Origin of the sequence: Nocardioides bruguierae, assembly GCF_023656415.1 — a bacterium.
Lineage (GTDB): Bacteria > Actinomycetota > Actinomycetes > Propionibacteriales > Nocardioidaceae > Nocardioides > Nocardioides bruguierae.
The window spans coordinates 1-16,214 of record NZ_JAMOIL010000002.1 but is presented as its reverse complement, the minus strand read 5'-3'; the positions used below and the strand labels follow the sequence as shown (position 1 = coordinate 16,214).

Below are 16,214 nucleotides of genomic sequence, written 5' to 3'. Positions count from 1 at the left end.
CGGGTCGGGTGGTGGCACATGCCCGGAGGGGTGAAGCGGGGTGGGTGAGGCCTCCGGGAGTCTGGCTGCGCATGACGCTCTCGGCACTCACGCCCCTTGCTGCGGAAGGCGGGGCCATCGCCTCCCTCGAGGACGGCATCAACACCGTCTTCGAGCCGATCGCCACGTTCGCGACCGACGTCGTGTTCTGGGAGGTCCCGCTCGGGGACTACTCCTTCCCGCTCATCGTCTTCTGGCTGGTGGTCGCGGCCGCCGTCTTCACCGTCTACTTCAAGGGCATCCAGTTCCGGTCGATGCCCATCTCCTGGGCGCTGGTCCGGGGTCGCTACTCCCGGGAGTCCGACCCGGGGGAGGTGACCCACTTCCAGGCCCTCGCCTCGGCCGTCTCCGGCACCGTCGGGCTCGGCAACATCGCCGGTGTGGCGGTCGCGGTCACGGTCGGTGGCCCCGGTGCGACCTTCTGGATGATCCTGGCCGGCCTCCTCGGCATGTGCACCAAGTTCGTCGAGTGCACCCTCGGCGTGAAGTACCGCGAGGTGCACGAGGACGGCACCGTCACCGGCGGTCCGTTCAAGTACCTGCCGATGGCCTTCAACCGCTTCGGGTCGCTGGCCTCGAAGATCGGTGTCGGCATCTTCGCCGTCGCCCTGATCCTGTTCGGTGCGCTCGGCGGCAACGCGTTCCAGGCCAACCAGACCTACGCGCAGGCCAAGGAGATCACCGGCGGTGACGACGGCTGGCTCGGCTCGGCCGGCGCCTCGCTCGGGTTCGGCGTGCTGCTGGCCCTCGGCGTCGGCCTGGTGATCCTCGGTGGTGTCACCTCGATCGCCAAGGTCACCTCCAAGCTGGTGCCGTTCATGGCCGGCATCTACGTGCTCGCCTGCCTGGCCGTCATCGTCGGCAACCTCGGCGCCGTGCCCGGCGCCGTCGGCACCATCATCTCCTCCGCCTTCAGCCCCGACGGTGTCACCGGCGGTGCCATCGGCGTGCTGATCATCGGCTTCCAGCGCGCCGCGTTCTCCAACGAGGCGGGCGTGGGCTCCGCGCCGATCGTGCACTCCGCGGTGAAGACCAAGCACCCCGTCTCCGAGGGCTTCGTCGCCCTGCTGGAGCCGTTCATCGACACCGTCGTCATCTGCACCATGACCGCCCTGACGATCGTCATCGCCGACGTCCCGTCCTACTCCGAGCTCCAGGCCGACGCCCAGGCCGGCGGCAGCGTCAGCAGCGACGCCGGCGTGGTGCTGACCTCGCGCTCGTTCGACTCGTTCCTGCCCGGCTTCGACAACGTCCTGACCCTCGCCGTGGCGCTGTTCGCGTTCTCCACCCTCATCACCTGGAGCTACTACACGCTGAAGGCGTGGACCACGCTCGTGGGCCGCAGCAAGACCAAGGAGAACATCTTCAAGGGCCTGTTCCTGATCTTCACCGTGCTCGGTGCCGTGGTCGACCTGGGCCAGGTCCTCAACTTCGCCGACGCGATGCTCTTCGTCTGCGCCGTGGTCAACCTCCTCGCCTGCTACCTGCTGCTGCCGGTGGTCAAGCGCGAGGTGACCTCGTTCCTCGCCGGGCTGCGCTCCGGCGAGATCGCGGAGGTCCCCAAGGAGGAGCGCGTGGGGTCCTGACAGGCTAGGGGGCATGACCCCGAGCCCGAGCCCGCGGATCCGCCCCGCTCGTCCCTCCGACCTGCGCCGTCTGGCGCACGTCGAGGACAGCGGGGCGGAGCCGTTCCTGGCGCTGTGGGGCGAGGACTGCCCGCCCGCGCTCGTCGGCGCGTCCCCCTCCGGCTTCGACCGGGACGCGGCGCCCGGCACGCTGCTGGTCGCCGACGCCGGCAGTCCGCCCCGCGGGCGCAGCATCGTGGGGTTCGCGCACGTGCTGCACCTCGAGGGCGACGACGGCTACCCGCGCGCGCACCTGGAGCAGCTCTCCGTGCTGCTGCCGGCCTGGGGCAGGCAGGGCATCGGCTCGGCCCTGGTGCGCGCCGCGCTCACCGAGTCGCGCCGCGACGGGTTCGACGAGCTCACCCTGTCCACCTACGCCGAGGTGCCGTGGAACGGCCCGTTCTACGCCCGGCTCGGGTTCGCCGAGGTCCCCGAGGAGCGGCTCCCGGCCTGGCTGCGCCGGATCACCGAGCACGAGCGCTCGCTGCACCTGGAGGAGGTCGGCCACCGGCCGGACGGGGCGGGGCGCCGTGTGGTCATGGCGCGCCCCACGGTCGGGAGCTGACGTCCGCCCTGGTCCCCGGTGGTGTGGACCGCCGGGAAATTTCTCGACGTCGTCGAGACCGCCCGTCCCGCATGTCCGCTGGTGGGACGCCCTGATCCGGTAGTCGGACGAATCCAGGGTCTCACGAGGTGACTCAGGTCACGCGCGAGGCGGGGCCGCGCTGTCATCATCCGGGCCATGAGCAGCGTCGCGAGCACCCCCGGGGCCACCACCGAGACCACCACCCGCACCGTCGACCAGGTCGGCGTCGTCGGCCTCGGCACCATGGGCGCCGGCATCGCCGAGGTATTCGCCCGGCACGGCTTCTCGGTGACCGGCGTCGAGCTCGACGAGGACGGGGTCGCGCGGGGCCGCACGCACCTGGAGACGTCCACCGCCCGGGCGGTCGAGCGCGGCAAGCTGACCGAGGAGGAGCGCGCGGGGCTGCTCGGCCGGATCTCGTTCTCCACCAGCCTCAAGGACCTCGCGCACGCCGACCTCGTGGTCGAGGCCGCCGTGGAGTCCATGGCCACCAAGAAGGCGATCCTCGCCGAGCTCGACGACGTGGTGGCGCCCGAGGCGGTCCTGGCCACCAACACCTCCTCCCTCTCGGTGACCGAGCTCTCCAGCGCCACCCGGCACCCCGGGCGGGTCGTGGGCATGCACTTCTTCAACCCCGCCCCCGTGCAGAAGCTGGTGGAGGTCGTCCGCACCGTCGTCACGCTGCCCGCGGTGCTCGACGACGTCGCCGCGGTGCTGGACCGGATCGGCAAGAGCCCCGTGGTCTGCGGCGACAAGGCGGGCTTCATCGCCAACGCGCTGCTTTTCGGCTACCTCAACCACGCGGTGTCGATGTTCGAGAACCGCTACGCCTCCCGCGAGGACGTCGACGCGGCGATGCGCTTCGGCTGCGGCTACCCGATGGGGCCGCTGGCGCTGCTGGACCTCATCGGCCTCGACACCGCCTACGAGATCCTGGACACGATGTACAAGCAGGGCCGGGACCGGCTGCACGCCCCCGCGCCGATCCTCAAGCAGATGGTCACTGCGGGCCTGCTGGGTCGCAAGAGCGGCCGCGGCTTCTACACCTACGAGGCCCCCGACAGCCCGGTCGTGGTCGCCGACGCCGCCACCCCCAGCGCGGACGACGCCCCGCAGATGCGCCACGACGTCCGCACCGTCGGCGTCGTCGGCACCGGCACCATGGCCGCCGGCATCGTCGAGGTGTTCGCCAAGGCCGGCTACCCCGTGACCTACGTCGGCCGCTCGGAGGAGAAGAACGCAGGCGTGGTCGCCCAGATCACCAAGAACTTCGACCGGCTGATCGCCAAGGGCCGCGCGACCGAGGAGAAGAAGGCCGCGACGCTGGCCCTGCTCACCGCGGCCACCAGCCGGGAGGCCCTGGCCGACGCCGACCTCGTCGTCGAGGCCATCGCCGAGGACCTCGCGGTCAAGACCGCGCTCTTCGCCGACCTCGACCGCATCTGCAAGCCCGGCGCCGTGCTGGCGACCACCACGTCCTCGCTGCCGATCATCGCGTGCGCCCGGGCCACGACCCGGCCGCAGGACGTCGTGGGCATGCACTTCTTCAACCCGGCACCGATCATGAAGCTGGTCGAGGTGGTCTCCACCGTGGCGACCTCGGCGGAGGTCACCGAGACCACGCGGGCGCTGTGCGCGCAGCTGGGCAAGGTGGCCGTCTCCTGCGGCGACCGGGCCGGGTTCATCGTCAACGCGCTGCTGTTCCCCTACCTCAACGACGCGGTGAAGATGCTCGAGGCGCACTACGCCGACGCCGACGACATCGACCTGGCGATGAAGGCGGGCTGCGCGCTGCCGATGGGCCCGTTCGAGCTGCTCGACGTGGTTGGCAACGACGTGTCCCTGGCGATCCAGAAGGAGCTGTACCTGGAGTTCCGCGAGCCCGGGTTCGCGCCCGCGCCGCTCCTGGAGCACCTGGTCACGGCCGGCTACCTGGGACGCAAGACCGGCCGGGGCTTCCGGGACCACTCACGACGCTGAGGCCCGCTCAGTCGAGGCAGAACTCGTTGCCCTCGGGGTCGGCCATCACGACGAACCCGTGCGAGCGCGGGCCGGGCTCGTGCCGCTCCAGGCGGGTGGCACCGAGCCCGACCAGCCGCGCGCACTCGGACTCGAGGGCCGCCATCCGCTCCTCGCCCCGCAGGCCGGGGGCGGCCCGGACGTCGAGGTGCATCCGGTTCTTGCCCGACCTCGCCTCCGGCACCTGCTGGAGGAACAGCCGCGGCCCCGAGCCCTGAGGGTCCACGAGCGCGAACGCGCTGTCGTGGGCTGCCTCGGGCACCCCCTGGGCGCGCAGGAAGACCAGCCAGGCGTCCGCCGTCTCCTCGACCCGGGCCGGGTCCGGGGCCTCGCCGGAGCCCGGCACCGGGTCGGCGGCGTAGCCCAGGACCTCGGCCCAGAACAGGCCCAGGCGCCGGGGCGAGGCCGCGTCGAGGGTCACCTGGACGGCACGGACGGGGCGGGGCGTGGTGGTCATGGGTCCACCGTCCCGCGGGTCCCGGCGCGCGTCCAGCGTCGAGCGCCGGTCGGTACTGCCCTCAGCTGCGCCGGGGCTCGGACGCCTCGGGGCCGGGCAGGGCGTTCGGCAGCTGCAGCGAGGCGCGCTCCAGCGCCGCGGCCAGCGAGTCGATCGTCATCGGCTTGGAGACGTAGTCGTCCATGCCGGCAGCCATGAACCGCTCCCGGTCGCCGGAGAGGGCGTTGGCGGTCAGCGCCACCACCCACGGCCGGGGCGTCGGGTCCAGGTCGCGCACCAGGCGCACGGCGCGCACGCCGTCCATCACCGGCATCTGCACGTCCATGAGGATGATGTCGTAGACCTCCTCGGCGACGGCGTCGACGGCCTCCTGGCCGTTGGCGACGATCACGGGGCTGACGCCGAGCCGCTGGAGCATCCGCTTCACGACCTTCTGGTTGACCAGGTCGTCCTCGGCCACCAGCACGCGCAGGCCACCGTGGTGCGGCAGCGTGTCGGGGGAGCGGACGGCCGCGGTCTGCTCCTCCTCCACCACGGCGAGGTCGAGGGTGATCCGCACGGTGGTGCCGTGGCCCAGCTCGGAGTCGAGCTCGATCGTGCCGCCCATGGCCTCGGCCAGGGTCCGGGAGATCGCCAGGCCCAGGCCGCTGCCGCCGTAGGTGCGGGTCGAGGAGACGTCCCCGCGGGCGAAGGAGCGGAACAGCTGGGGGATGCGCCACTTCGGCACGCCGATGCCGGTGTCGGCCACGACGACCTCGAGCTGGCAGCGACCGTCCGCGCGGCCGGTGACGCGGGGGCTGACCCGCACCGAGCCGGTCTCGGTGAACTTCAGGGCGTTGCCGACGACGTTGACGAGGATCTGGCGCACGCGCACGGCGTCGCCGCGCAGCAGCGGCGGGATGCCGGGGTCCGGGTCGAGCCGCAGGTCCAGGCCCTTGCGCTCGGCCTGGGCGACGAACATCGTCGTGGTCTCGTCCAGCACCTCGGCGAGCGAGAACGGGTCGTCGTGGTACTCCATGCGCCCGGCCTCGAGCGCCGAGATGTCGAGGATGTCGTTGACGAGGGCGAGCAGGTGCTGGCCCGACTGCTGCGCCGTCTCGACGTAGTCGCGCTGCTCGACGTTGAGCTCGGTGAGCAGCAGCAGGTCGGTGAGCCCGAGCACCGCGTTGAGGGGGGTGCGGATCTCGTGCGACATGGTCGCGAGGAAGGCGGCCTTGGCCCGGGCCGAGGCCTCGGCGTCCAGGCGTGCCTGCTTGAGAAGGAGCTCGGCCTCGTGCCGCTCGGAGATGTCGGACTGGATGGCGCAGAAGCCGGTGACCGCGCCCTCCTCGTCGAGCACGGGGGAGACGTCCACGGCCATCCAGATCTCCTGGCCGTCGGCGGTGTAGTTGGCCAGCTCGCAGCGGAACTGCTCGCCGTCCTGGAGCTTCTCCTGCAGCGCCCGGACCGTCTCGGGGTCGGTCGCCGGGCCGTGCAGCACGTCCGGCGGGCGCTTGCCGGTGACGTCGGAGTAGGCGTAGCCCATCGTCCGCTCGAAGGCCTCGTTGACCCAGGTGAAGCGGCCGTCGTTGTCGATGGTGAACAGGATCGAGTCCGTCGCCTGCACGATGCGGGCGTACCACATCAGGTCCTCGTTGAGCTGGCTGAGCCGCTCGTGGGCGGCGCTGCGCTGCTGGTGCAGGCGGAACATCAACGCGCCGCCGGCCGCGAGCAGCACGGCAGCGGTGGCGAACGTGCCCGTCAGCCACATGAAGAGGTCCTGGGTGGAGTTCACGAGCTCCTCGTTGTCCGCGTTGGCCTGGGCCGCCTGCTCACGACGGTAGATCTCCCCGAGGGAGACGAGGTCGAAGTACGACTCCTCGAGGACCTCCAAGTCTGCCAGGAGTTGCCTGGTCGCGGCAGGGTCCCGCCGGGCGGGGGGCACGGCCGCGAGCGCCCGGACGTCGGGGAGCAGGTCGCTGCGCCACGCCTGCGCGTCCTGGCGGGCGACCGCGATGAGATCTGCGGCACCGAGCGTGGCCCGGTGGGAGTCCAGGGCGCTCTCCTGGGTCCGCTGGGTGACGAAGGCCGCCTGCCGGCGCAGGGTCGGGCCGTCGGCGCCCGTCACGACGAGCACCTGCAGGCGCAGCACCTCCCGCTGGGTCTGGCCGAGGGTGCGGACGTTCGCCAGCACCAGGTCCTCGGTGGTGTCGACGCGGTCGACGAGTGCCCGCGACTGCTGGGCGACCTCCAGGCCGACCAGGGTGGTCATGGCCAGGACGACGAGGCCCAGCCCCGCGACCACCCAGGCGGCGGGGCGGCGTCCCCGCAGCGGGTGGCTCACGGCGCGCCTCACTCGACGTCGATGGACGCCAGCTGCCAGATCCAGCGCGGGTTGTAGGTGGCGGGGTCGAGGTCGTAGCCGTCGGTGGGGTAGACGAAGCGGGTCGGGCCGTAGCGGGCCACGCTCATCGGCTCGCCGTCCATGGTGGTGGCGAGCATCAGCGGCAGCTCGGCGGCGTCGGAGACGGGCACGTCGACCTTGTAGTCGTTGATCGCGACCGTGTGCATCGTGGTGGCGTCCTCCGGCACGCCGGCCACGGCCAGGACGTCACGGACCAGCGGTCCGGAGAAGGTGACGACCTCGCCGGTGGCCTGCACGTCGTCGACCTCGTAGCTGACGGTGCCGAGGGCGTCCAGGAGCGCGCGGTCGAGCTGGAGCTCCCCGTCGACGTTGGTGACCGTGCCGCCGGTGACGGTGAGCAGGACCTTGCCCGTGGGGGCGGGCACCTCGTCCCCGGCGACGAGCGTCGCGCCGGTGGCCCCGTCCTCCTCGGGGGCGGCCGTCGTGGCGGTCTCGGAGCCGCACGCGGTCAGCCCGACCAGCAGGCCGGCGAGCAGCAGCGCGGGCAGCCCGCCGCGCAGGGCGTGGACGCGCGGGCGCGCGTGCAGGCGCACCCGGGGGCGCCGGGTCGGGGTCGCAGCCGCTGGGGGCATGGCGTGGCTCACGACGACCACGGTGGCCTCGTCACCGGTAGGCAGTGGCAAGCCAGGAGCAAGATTGCGACAAGACGACCCCAGCGGCCCCTCCTCAGGTGCCATCCACGCCTGCCGAGTGTTGACTGTGCACACCGCCCCCGCGCGTCCGGGTCCGGTTGACGCACCGCTCGCACGAGACAGACCTGGAGCCCCGATGACCACCCCCTCCTCCTCCGACACCGCCGGCCCGCTCGTGGACACCGCCGTCCTGGACGACCTGGGGGCGCAGCTCGGGGCCCGTGAGGAGGCCGAGGAGATCCTGGAGATGCTGCTGGACTCCCTCGACGACCGGCTCTCCCAGCTCGTGGCCGCCGAGCGCGACGGCGACGCCGAGGCCCTGCGCCGGGTGGCGCACAGCCTGCGCTCGACCTCGAACCAGATGGGCTCCCTCGTGCTGGCCGAGGCCGCCGGACGCGTCGAGCACGGCGAGGCGGACGCCGCCTCGGTGCTGCCCGTCGCCCGCGCGGCCGAGGCGGAGTGGCACGCCTGGCTGGGGCGATGATCGCGCCGCGCCCGACGAGGGCCGGCCGGTGACGTCGGCCGACCCTAGCCGGGCGCACCGGGGCAGCCGCACGGATCTGGCCGCGAACTGTGCCGGTACTTGTCCGTTCCTTGCGGCAGCCGGGTCAGCCTGGGGGCATGACCACCACGCAGGAGCACCCCGTCCCCGGCGCCGCGCGGGTCGACCCCCTGCCCACCGCGCCGCTGGCCGCCGGGCGTCCGGCGGTCTACGCGCGCCTGGCGATCGTCACCGACCTCGACGCGGTGCGTCGGCGTCGGGCCGCCGAGAAGGCGCTCGCTGAGAGCTCGCCTGCGATGACCGACTCCACCCTGACCGACCCCCTGGCCGGCGCACCGCGCCGGCCCGCCGTCGACGGCTCCGACCCCGAGGTGCTCGTCGCCGACCTCCTGGGCGATGACGGTCTGCCGTCCGTGCCCGGCGTCGCCCGCGAGGACGTGGTCTCCGCCGCCACCGACCTGATCGGCCAGCTCATGGGCGTCGAGGACTGCTGGCTGCAGGCCCCGGGCCGCTTCGCCGAGTCGCTGGCCGCCCAGCTCGACCGTGGCCAGGGCGTGCGCCTGAGCAACCTCAGCCCGAAGGACGGGGCGTGGGGCCCGCTCGGCGGCGGCAGCACCCGCGGCGCAGCCGTCGGCCTGGCCGAGGTCGTCGTGGCCGGCGAGCGCCACCTGCTCGTGGTGTGGAGCCGCGGCCCGCGGGCCTGGACCCCGCGCGACCACCGCCTGCTCGTCTTCTCCGCCGACACGCTCGCGGCGGCGCTGGAACGGATGGTCGCCGGTCAGCGCTCCCCGGCGCAGCGCGCCCGCGCCCAGTTCGACGAGATGCGCCGCGAGCTGCTCACCACGGTCAACCACGAGCTGCGGACGCCGCTGAGCGTCATCCGCGGCGGGGTCGAGCTGCTGGCCGAGGCAGCCGAGGACCACCTCTCCGGCCCGGAGCAGCGGCTCCTGGCCCGCGTCGAGACCTCCGTGGCCCGGCTGCTCGACATCGCGCAGAACGCCTCGCTCATGGCGCGGGGCACGCCCGACCCGCTGCTGGCCGACCTGGCCCGCGCCGACGTCGACGAGGTCGTCACCGACGTCCTGGCGCGTGCCGTGCCGGCCTCCCGCGAGCTCGGCGTGCGCCAGCACACCGCGCCCGGCACCAGCGCACGGATCGCGAGCGACGACCTGCGCGAGATCCTCGACCGCCTCGTCGACAACGCCGTCACGTTCACCCCCGACGGCGGCATGGTCTCGGTCTCGGTGGCCGAGGTCGAGGGCGAGCAGGTCGAGATCGTCGTCGCCGACACGGGCGTCGGCATCCCCGAGGACGAGCAGCACCACGTGGGCGAGCCGTTCTTCCGCTCCCGCACCTCCAGCAGCCTCGAGCACCAGGGCGCCGGGCTCAGCCTGGCGGCCGCCATGGCGATGGCCGCCTCCTGGCAGGGCTCGATCGTGCTCGACAGCGCGCCCGGTGGCGGCACGGAGGCGCGGCTGCGCCTGCCGCGCGGGGCGGCATGTCAGGACTGACCCGGGCGGTGCCCCAGGCCCCCACGGCCGCCCGGAGGGTTCCTCAGAGAGCGGCGGGGTCGAACTTGTAGCCGACGCCGCGCACGGTGCGGATCAGGTCGACGTCGTCGCCGTGCGCGCGCAGCTTGCGGCGCATGTTGCCCATGTGGACGTTCACGACGTGGTCGTCGCCGTCGGAGTAGCCCCAGACGGTCTCCAGCAGCTGGGCGCGGGTGAACACGCGCTTGGGCGCGGAGCTGAGCACCGCCAGCAGGTCGAACTCGATGCGGGTGAGCTCGACGAGCTGCCCGTCCACGCGGACCTCGCGGCCGTCGGCGTCCAGCTCGAGCCGGCCGAAGCTGCGCGCCTGGCCGTCGGTCTGCGGCGCCGCGCGCGGCCGGCGCCGCATCGCCAGGATGCGCGCGGAGAGCTCCAGCGGGGAGTAGGGCTTGGTGACGTAGTCGTCCGCGCCCATCCGGAAGCCGACGACCTTCTCGGCGTCGGCGTCGCGGCCGGTCACCATGATCACGTAGGCGTCGCTGCTCTCGCGCAGCCGGCGGCAGAACTCGAAGCCGTCCATGCCGGGCAGCGTCACGTCGACCAGGTAGAGCTCGAAGGACGAGCCGGGCACCAGGGCGAGGCCGGCCTCCGCGGAGACCGCGTGGGTGACCTCGAAGCCCTCCTGCTCGAGGACCTTGCGGCCCATGCGGGCGAACTCCTCGGTGTCCTCGACGATGAGGGCCTGGGGGCGTGGCATGGACGAAAGACTGCCACGACCTGCGCGTGCGCGCAGTGACTGACGCGGCGTGGACCGCACATTTCCACACCTGTCGCGAAGCCGGGGCGCCCTCCGCCCGCCGGGTAGCCTCGCACCATGGAGCTCCTGGTGGTCCTGCTGGTCGTCGTCGGCGGTGCGATCGCGCTCGCCGTCGGGATCTCCCGCGCGAGCGAGCGCAAGGCCGCCGCGCAGCGCGAGGCGGAGCTGGCGCCGGTGCGTCGCCTCGCGGAGGAGGACGTGACCGCCCTGGGCGTGGAGCTGCAGGAGCTGGACGCCGACCTGGCCGGTGCGCCCCTGGACGCCGGCGCGAACGCCGACTACCAGCGGGCGCTCGACGCCTACGAGTCGGCGAAGGGCTCGGTGGCGGCCATGACGCGGCCCGACGACGTCCGGCACGTCACCGAGATCCTCGAGGACGGCAGGTACGCGATGGCCTGCGTGCGGGCCCGGGTCGCCGGGGAGCCGCTGCCGGTCCGTCGTCCGCCGTGCTTCTTCGACCCCCGCCACGGGCTGTCGGTCACGGACGTGCCGTGGACGCCGCCGGGCGGCAGCCAGCGCGACGTGCCCGCCTGTGCGCTGGACGCCGAGCGGGTCCGCGCGGGTGCCGAGCCGGACAGCCGCAAGGTGATGGTGGGCTCCCAGCGGGTGCCCTACTACCAGGCCGGTCGCGCCTACCAGCCGTACGCGGCCGGCTACTTCGGCGCGTTCACGCCCATGGACTGGATGTTCGCCGGCCTGCTCTTCGGCGGGCTCGGCGGCTTCGACGCGCTCGGTGGCATCGGCGAGGGCATCGGGGACGGCATCGCCGGGCTGGGCGAGGGCATCGGGGACGGCTTCGGCGAGATCGGCGAGGGGATCGGCGACTTCTTCGACGGCTTCGACTTCTAGGTCGCAGGCCGGCCCGGGAGCAGGGTCAGGCGACCCGCGCCTCCACGACGGCGGTGAGGGCCTGGAGCAGGGTCGCGGAGTCGAACGGCTTGCGGATCACGTGGTCGATCCCGGCCTCCAGCGCGGGGCCGTGGTCCGGCATCGCGGTCACCATCAGCAGCGGCAGGCGCTGCCAGCGCTCGTCCCCGCGCACCGCGGTCGCCAGGCCGATCCCGTCCAGCCGCGGCATCGACCAGTCGAGGACGACGGCCTCGACGGCACCGTCGGCGGCCAGGACGTCCAGGGCCTCGAGGCCGTCGCCGGCGGTCACCACGTCGTGCCCGCCCTGGCGACGCAGGAACAGGCTGATGAGCAGGACGAGGTCGGGGTCGTCGTCGACGACGAGGACGCGCACGGTTCCTCCTGGGGGAGCGGGCGGGACCGGACGGTCGTCGTGGTCCCAGGGTTCAGCGGTGGTGCTAGGTGTTGCCGGGTGGTGCTGCCGGGCGGGTGGTGGCCCTGTCCTCAGAGTCCCACACCCGCGGGCGGGTCGCACCCGCCTGGTCGGAACCTTGACCTTGCGGCACGGCGGTCCCAGGAGCAGAACGAGCGGGCACGGCGGAGGTCACGCCTGTCGGCGACGGCCTGGCGGGGCTACCGTCACGCCCATGGGCGGACGCAGCGTGCGGGCGGGGTGGACGCCGGGGTGGACGGCGGGGATCGTGACGCTCCTGCTGCTGGCGGGCTGCTCGGTGCCGTCGGGCCACGAGGCCCGGTCCGCCGGGGCGTCCGATGCCGTGCCATCGGGTGCCGCCGCAACGGCCGGGGCCACGGCGGGGGACTCCCCGACGCGGGCCCCGCGGCTGCCGGCGGACGAGGACGTGGACTACCAGCTCGGCGGCGCCGCCGAGCCGGACGACTCCGTGGGCATCGTGGTGCGGGACCGGACGGAGGACCCGGCGGGGCTCTACGACGTCTGCTACGTCAACGGCTTCCAGACCCAGCCCGACCAGCGCCGGTTCTGGCGCCAGCGCTGGCGCCTGGTGCTCACCGACGCCGACGGCGACCCCGTGGTCGACGAGGGGTGGGGCGAGTGGCTGCTCGACATCCGCACCCCGCGGCGACGAGCGCGGCTGGCGCGGATCATGGCCGGCTGGACGCAGGGCTGCGCGGACGACGGCTACGAGGCGGTCGAGTACGACAACCTGGACTCCTTCACGCGCAGCCGTGGCCTCCTGAGCCCGCGGGACGCCCGGGCCTACGCGCGGCTGCTGGCGCGCGGGGCGCACGCGGCCGGCCTCCGCGCCGCGCAGAAGAACCGCGCCGGCTGGGACGGCACGTCGGTCCGCCTCGACCTCGCGGTGGCCGAGGAGTGCGGTCGCTACCGCGAGTGCGGGAGCTACCGACGCCACTACGGCCGCCAGGTGCTGATGGTGGAGTACCGCCGCCGCGACTTCCGACGCACGTGCCGCACGCAGGGCGCCGCGGTGCCGGTGGTGCTGCGGGACCGGGCGCTGAGCGTCGACGGGGTGCGGGCCTACTGCTGAGCCCCCCCGCGTCCCCGCGAGCCGCCTCAGGCGTCCGCGGCCTGGCGTGCCCGGTAGGCGGCGACGGCGTTGCGGTTGCCGCACGTCGTCGAGCAGAAGCGCTTGGACCGGTTGCGCGAGAGGTCCAGGACGAGGGCCTCGCACTCGTCGTCGGCGCAGATGCCGAAGCGGGACATGTCGTCGGTGCGGATGACGTCGATCATCGCCATCGCCGTCTCGACGCCGATGCGCTCGGCGAGGGCCGCGTCGGGGGCGACGGCGTGGACGTGCCAGTCGTAGGGGTCGTGCCGCACCAGCTGCGGGGTGGCCCCGGCCTCGTGCAGCATCTGGTTCACGGTCTCCACCGCCTCGTCCCGGGGTGCGAGGAAGAGGGCGCGCAGGCGGCTGCGCAGCGCGCGGACCTCCTCCAGCTCTGCCAGGGTGCGCTCGTGCCGGCCGGTGTACTCCCACGCGGCGAAGAAGGCGTCCAGGGACGCGACGGTGCTCAGCGCGTCCGGCTCCTCCTCGGCGGTGTTGACGAGCCAGACCGCGGACTGCAGGGCCATCTCGGTGTCATGGGCGAATACCACTTTGACAACTTACCAAAGCAGCCCTAGCGTCATGTCCCATGACGACGATGACTCATGACAGCGCCGCCGTGCGCCGTCCCTCCTCGCGGGTCCGCTCCGGTCTCATGCTCGCCCTGGTCTCCTCCGCCTCCTTCGGCTTGTCCGGTGCCCTCGCCCGGGGCCTGCTGGACGCCGGGTGGACGCCGGGCGCGGCCGTGCTCGCGCGCATCGCGATCGCTGCCCTCGTCGTCACCCCGCTCGGCCTGCGGGACCTGGCCGGGCGCTGGCACCTGCTGGCCCGCAACAGCGGCGTGGTCGTCGTCTACGGCCTGCTCGCGGTCGCCGGCGCGCAGTTCTGCTACTTCTCCGCGGTCCAGCACATGCAGGTCGGCCCCGCGCTGCTGATCGAGTACACCGCCCCGGCCGTCGTCGTGCTGTGGCTGTGGCTGCGCCAGGGCCAGCGACCGGGCCGCGTGACCGTGCTCGGCGCCGCGCTCGCCACGGCCGGGCTCGTGCTCGTGCTGGACCTGTTCTCCGGGGCCGACGTCAGCCTGCTCGGCGTCGCCTGGGCGCTCGGCGCCATGATCGGGGCCGCCACCTACTTCATCCTCAACGCGGACGAGAGCAACGGCCTCCCGCCGCTGACCCTCGCCGCCGGCGGCCTCGTCGTCGCCACCCTCGTGCTGGGCGCCCTGGGTGCCGTCGGCGTGCTGCCGATGGCGGGCTCGCTGGACGCGGTGGACTACGGCACCGTGGCCGGCTCGGTCTCGGTGCCGTGGTGGCTGCCGCTGGCCCTGCTCGGCGTCGTGACCGCCGGCGTCGCCTACACGACGGGCATCGCCGCCGGCCGGCGGCTCGGCTCGCGGCTGGCCTCCTTCGTCTCCCTGACCGAGGTGCTCACCGCCGTCGTGTTCGCCTGGCTGCTGCTGGCGGAGCTGCCCGGCCTCGTCCAGCTGCTCGGCGGCGTGCTGGTGCTCGCCGGCGTGGTGGCCGTGAAGCTGGGGGAGGACCGCTCCGTCACCAGCGCCACGGAGCGCCCCGAGCCCGTCCCCGCCTGACACGCCACCCGGGCGGGCGCCCCGCGTCCGGGTCCGGCCCCCTAGGGTCGGTGCATGCCTGTGGACGTGCGCCCCTACGAGGAGTCCACTCGCGCCGATGCCGACGGCATCGCCCGCCTGTCGCGGCTGGTGCAGTGGCCCTCGCTGGTCGACGCCGAGGTCGTGCACCGGGTGTGCACCGCACCCGGGTCTGTGGCCTACGTGGCCGACGACGGCGGTGAGGTGGTCGGCTGGGCCCAGGCCGTCGGCGACGGCGTGCTCCAGAGCCACCTCTCGTTCGTCGCCGTGCACCCCGACCACCGACGCCGGGGCATCGGCCGCCTCCTCGTCGTCGCCACCTTCCAGGCCACCGCGACCCTGCGGATGGACCTCGTCACCCAGGGGGCCGAGGCGTTCTACGGCTCCTTCGGGCACAAGGCGATGAGCGGCTTCCGCCTCTACCCGGGCGCGTGAGCGTGCAACTCCCGCGGCCTCCGGCGCGTCGTAGGGGCATGAGCCTCCGCCCTGCCCGTCCTGTCGCCCGACGGCTGCCCGCCCTGCTGGGCCTGCTGCTCCTGGGGGCGGCGGCCGCCTGCACGACCGCAGACGCCCCCGAGCCTGCGCCCACCACGTCCGCGGCGAGTCCCTCCGAGCCTGTCTCGGAGGTGGCCGCCGACGGGTCGCCGGTGCGGGGCTGGCGCACCGAGGTCTGGCGTGAGGTCGCGGTCTCGGTGCCGGCGGCGTGGGGGAGCGGCGTCGCGCCCGTCGCGCTCGACGACGGCCTCGCGACCTGCGGGGACGCACCCGACCAGGGCGGCTGGGTCGGACGCCCCGTCCAGGTCTCGGACCTGTGCACCCCCCTCGACGGCGCGCCGGTGCCGACGCAGCCGTCGGTCTGGCTCGGCGCGGACCTGGAGCCCGGCACCACCGACCTGGGGGACGGCTGGGTGCGTCGGACGGTGGCCGTGCTGGGCACCACGGTCACGGTGACCAGCGACGACGAGGCGGTGCGCGCGCGGGTGCTGGGGAGCCTGCGCCCGCAGCGACTGTGCCCGACCACGATGGACGTGCTGCCGCGGACCTCCTACGCCTGGACGGTCGAGGGCCCGGGCTCGCTGCGCCGCTCCTGGCTGTGCGCCTACCGCGCCGGGCAGGACGGGCAGGACGGGCAGGACTGGCAGGACGGGCAGGCGGGCGGCGCCTACCTCGCCCTGGCCCGGGCAGGGGTGTCCGACCGGGTCCTGGAGCGCGCCCGCGACGTGGCGGGCATCTACGGCCGCCGGCCGACCACGTGCCGGCGCGGCGTGGGCGCCCCGCCGGCCGGCGAGGTGGTCGTGGTGAGCGCCCGCAGTCGCGACACCTACGCCCGACCCGGCGCACGGCTCCTGGTGCAGGACGTGGTGCTGGACCTGTCCTGCGCCAAGGACCGCGCCGTCGTGCGCTCGTTCCGGGAGCCCGCACTGGCGAGCGTGCTCTCCTCGCTCGCGGGCCCTGTGGGCTAGCGGGGGCGGGCTAGCGGAGGCGGGCTAGCGGGGGCGGGCCTAGCGGGGGCGGGCCTAGGGAGTGTCTGGTTATTCGCGTAGCCAGATGGTGATGGTGCGGAGCACGACGCCGCCTCGGTAGACGACAGCCAGCTTGTCGTAGCGGGTGGCGATCCCTCGCCACTGCTTGTGGTCGTTGAAG

General features: G+C 73.6%; 16 protein-coding genes and 1 pseudogene. 10 read left to right on the top strand and 7 right to left on the bottom strand.

Features of this window, described 5'->3' with window-relative positions; all coding sequences use genetic code 11:
* Window positions 1–71: 71 nt before the first annotated feature.
* The 3 genes from M8330_RS02495 to M8330_RS02485 all read left to right on the top strand — a co-directional run bounded on the left by M8330_RS02495 (window position 72) and on the right by M8330_RS02485 (window position 4,230).
* A complete protein-coding gene (locus M8330_RS02495; RefSeq protein ID WP_250826061.1) occupies window positions 72–1,625 on the top strand; it encodes an alanine/glycine:cation symporter family protein in 1,554 nt (517 codons plus the stop codon).
* 13 nt (window positions 1,626–1,638) lie between these two features.
* Window positions 1,639–2,229 carry a GNAT family N-acetyltransferase gene (locus M8330_RS02490; protein WP_250826060.1) on the top strand — a complete coding sequence of 197 codons (591 nt, stop codon included), beginning with the start codon at window positions 1,639–1,641 and terminating at the stop codon, window positions 2,227–2,229.
* A 177-nt stretch (window positions 2,230–2,406) separates the two neighbouring features.
* The gene (locus M8330_RS02485) at window positions 2,407–4,230 is read left to right on the top strand and encodes a 3-hydroxyacyl-CoA dehydrogenase family protein (RefSeq protein WP_250826059.1); all 1,824 of its coding nucleotides are present in this window, start codon (window positions 2,407–2,409) and stop codon (window positions 4,228–4,230) included.
* 7 nt (window positions 4,231–4,237) lie between these two features.
* Here the strand turns inward: M8330_RS02485 and M8330_RS02480 are convergent, their stop codons facing one another.
* From M8330_RS02480 to M8330_RS02470, 3 genes are all read right to left on the bottom strand, one after another.
* Entirely contained in the window at window positions 4,238–4,726 is a 489-nt protein-coding gene (locus tag M8330_RS02480; protein WP_250826058.1) for a VOC family protein, read from the bottom strand.
* 61 nt (window positions 4,727–4,787) lie between these two features.
* Window positions 4,788–7,049: a hybrid sensor histidine kinase/response regulator gene (locus M8330_RS02475; protein ID WP_250826057.1), complete on the bottom strand. Its 2,262-nt coding sequence runs from the start codon at window positions 7,047–7,049 to the stop codon at window positions 4,788–4,790.
* A gap of 8 nt (window positions 7,050–7,057) precedes the next feature.
* Window positions 7,058–7,714: a putative pterin-binding protein gene (locus M8330_RS02470; protein WP_250826056.1), complete on the bottom strand. Its 657-nt coding sequence runs from the start codon at window positions 7,712–7,714 to the stop codon at window positions 7,058–7,060.
* Between the two features lie 184 nt (window positions 7,715–7,898).
* Here M8330_RS02470 and M8330_RS02465 point away from each other — a divergent pair, with 184 nt between their 5' ends.
* Together M8330_RS02465 and M8330_RS02460 are read left to right on the top strand one after the other, a co-directional pair.
* On the top strand, window positions 7,899–8,246 hold the full coding sequence (locus M8330_RS02465; RefSeq protein ID WP_250826055.1) for an Hpt domain-containing protein: 348 nt from the start codon (window positions 7,899–7,901) through the stop codon (window positions 8,244–8,246).
* Window positions 8,247–8,383: 137 nt separating this feature from the next.
* Entirely contained in the window at window positions 8,384–9,775 is a 1,392-nt protein-coding gene (locus tag M8330_RS02460) for a sensor histidine kinase (protein WP_250826054.1), read from the top strand.
* 43 nt (window positions 9,776–9,818) lie between these two features.
* Here the strand turns inward: M8330_RS02460 and M8330_RS02455 are convergent, their stop codons facing one another.
* Window positions 9,819–10,511 (bottom strand): response regulator transcription factor, encoded by a 693-nt coding sequence (locus tag M8330_RS02455; RefSeq protein ID WP_250826053.1) that lies wholly within the window; start codon window positions 10,509–10,511, stop codon window positions 9,819–9,821.
* Between the two features lie 117 nt (window positions 10,512–10,628).
* On the opposite strand from M8330_RS02455, the gene M8330_RS02450 reads away from it, so the two are divergent.
* The gene (locus tag M8330_RS02450; RefSeq protein WP_250826052.1) at window positions 10,629–11,420 is read left to right on the top strand and encodes a hypothetical protein; all 792 of its coding nucleotides are present in this window, start codon (window positions 10,629–10,631) and stop codon (window positions 11,418–11,420) included.
* A gap of 25 nt (window positions 11,421–11,445) precedes the next feature.
* On the opposite strand, the gene M8330_RS02445 is transcribed toward M8330_RS02450, so the two are convergent.
* Window positions 11,446–11,814: a response regulator gene (locus tag M8330_RS02445; protein ID WP_250052562.1), complete on the bottom strand. Its 369-nt coding sequence runs from the start codon at window positions 11,812–11,814 to the stop codon at window positions 11,446–11,448.
* A gap of 253 nt (window positions 11,815–12,067) precedes the next feature.
* Here M8330_RS02445 and M8330_RS02440 point away from each other — a divergent pair, with 253 nt between their 5' ends.
* Window positions 12,068–12,946: an endo alpha-1,4 polygalactosaminidase gene (locus tag M8330_RS02440; protein WP_250826051.1), complete on the top strand. Its 879-nt coding sequence runs from the start codon at window positions 12,068–12,070 to the stop codon at window positions 12,944–12,946.
* A 26-nt stretch (window positions 12,947–12,972) separates the two neighbouring features.
* Here M8330_RS02440 and M8330_RS02435 read toward each other — a convergent pair whose 3' ends face one another.
* Window positions 12,973–13,515 (bottom strand): CGNR zinc finger domain-containing protein, encoded by a 543-nt coding sequence (locus tag M8330_RS02435; RefSeq protein ID WP_250826050.1) that lies wholly within the window; start codon window positions 13,513–13,515, stop codon window positions 12,973–12,975.
* A 47-nt stretch (window positions 13,516–13,562) separates the two neighbouring features.
* Between M8330_RS02435 and M8330_RS02430 the strand changes: the two genes are divergently transcribed.
* The 3 genes from M8330_RS02430 to M8330_RS02420 are packed head-to-tail and all read left to right on the top strand — an operon-like array spanning window position 13,563 to window position 16,033.
* Window positions 13,563–14,552, top strand: a complete 990-nt coding sequence (locus M8330_RS02430) for an EamA family transporter (RefSeq protein WP_250826049.1) — start codon at window positions 13,563–13,565, stop codon at window positions 14,550–14,552.
* 54 nt (window positions 14,553–14,606) lie between these two features.
* Window positions 14,607–15,005 (top strand): GNAT family N-acetyltransferase, encoded by a 399-nt coding sequence (locus M8330_RS02425; protein ID WP_250052553.1) that lies wholly within the window; start codon window positions 14,607–14,609, stop codon window positions 15,003–15,005.
* 38 nt (window positions 15,006–15,043) lie between these two features.
* Window positions 15,044–16,033: a hypothetical protein gene (locus M8330_RS02420; RefSeq protein WP_250826048.1), complete on the top strand. Its 990-nt coding sequence runs from the start codon at window positions 15,044–15,046 to the stop codon at window positions 16,031–16,033.
* A 69-nt stretch (window positions 16,034–16,102) separates the two neighbouring features.
* Here the strand turns inward: M8330_RS02420 and M8330_RS22650 are convergent.
* Window positions 16,103–16,214, bottom strand: a pseudogene (locus M8330_RS22650) (IS5-like element ISMt1 family transposase); the annotation flags it as partial.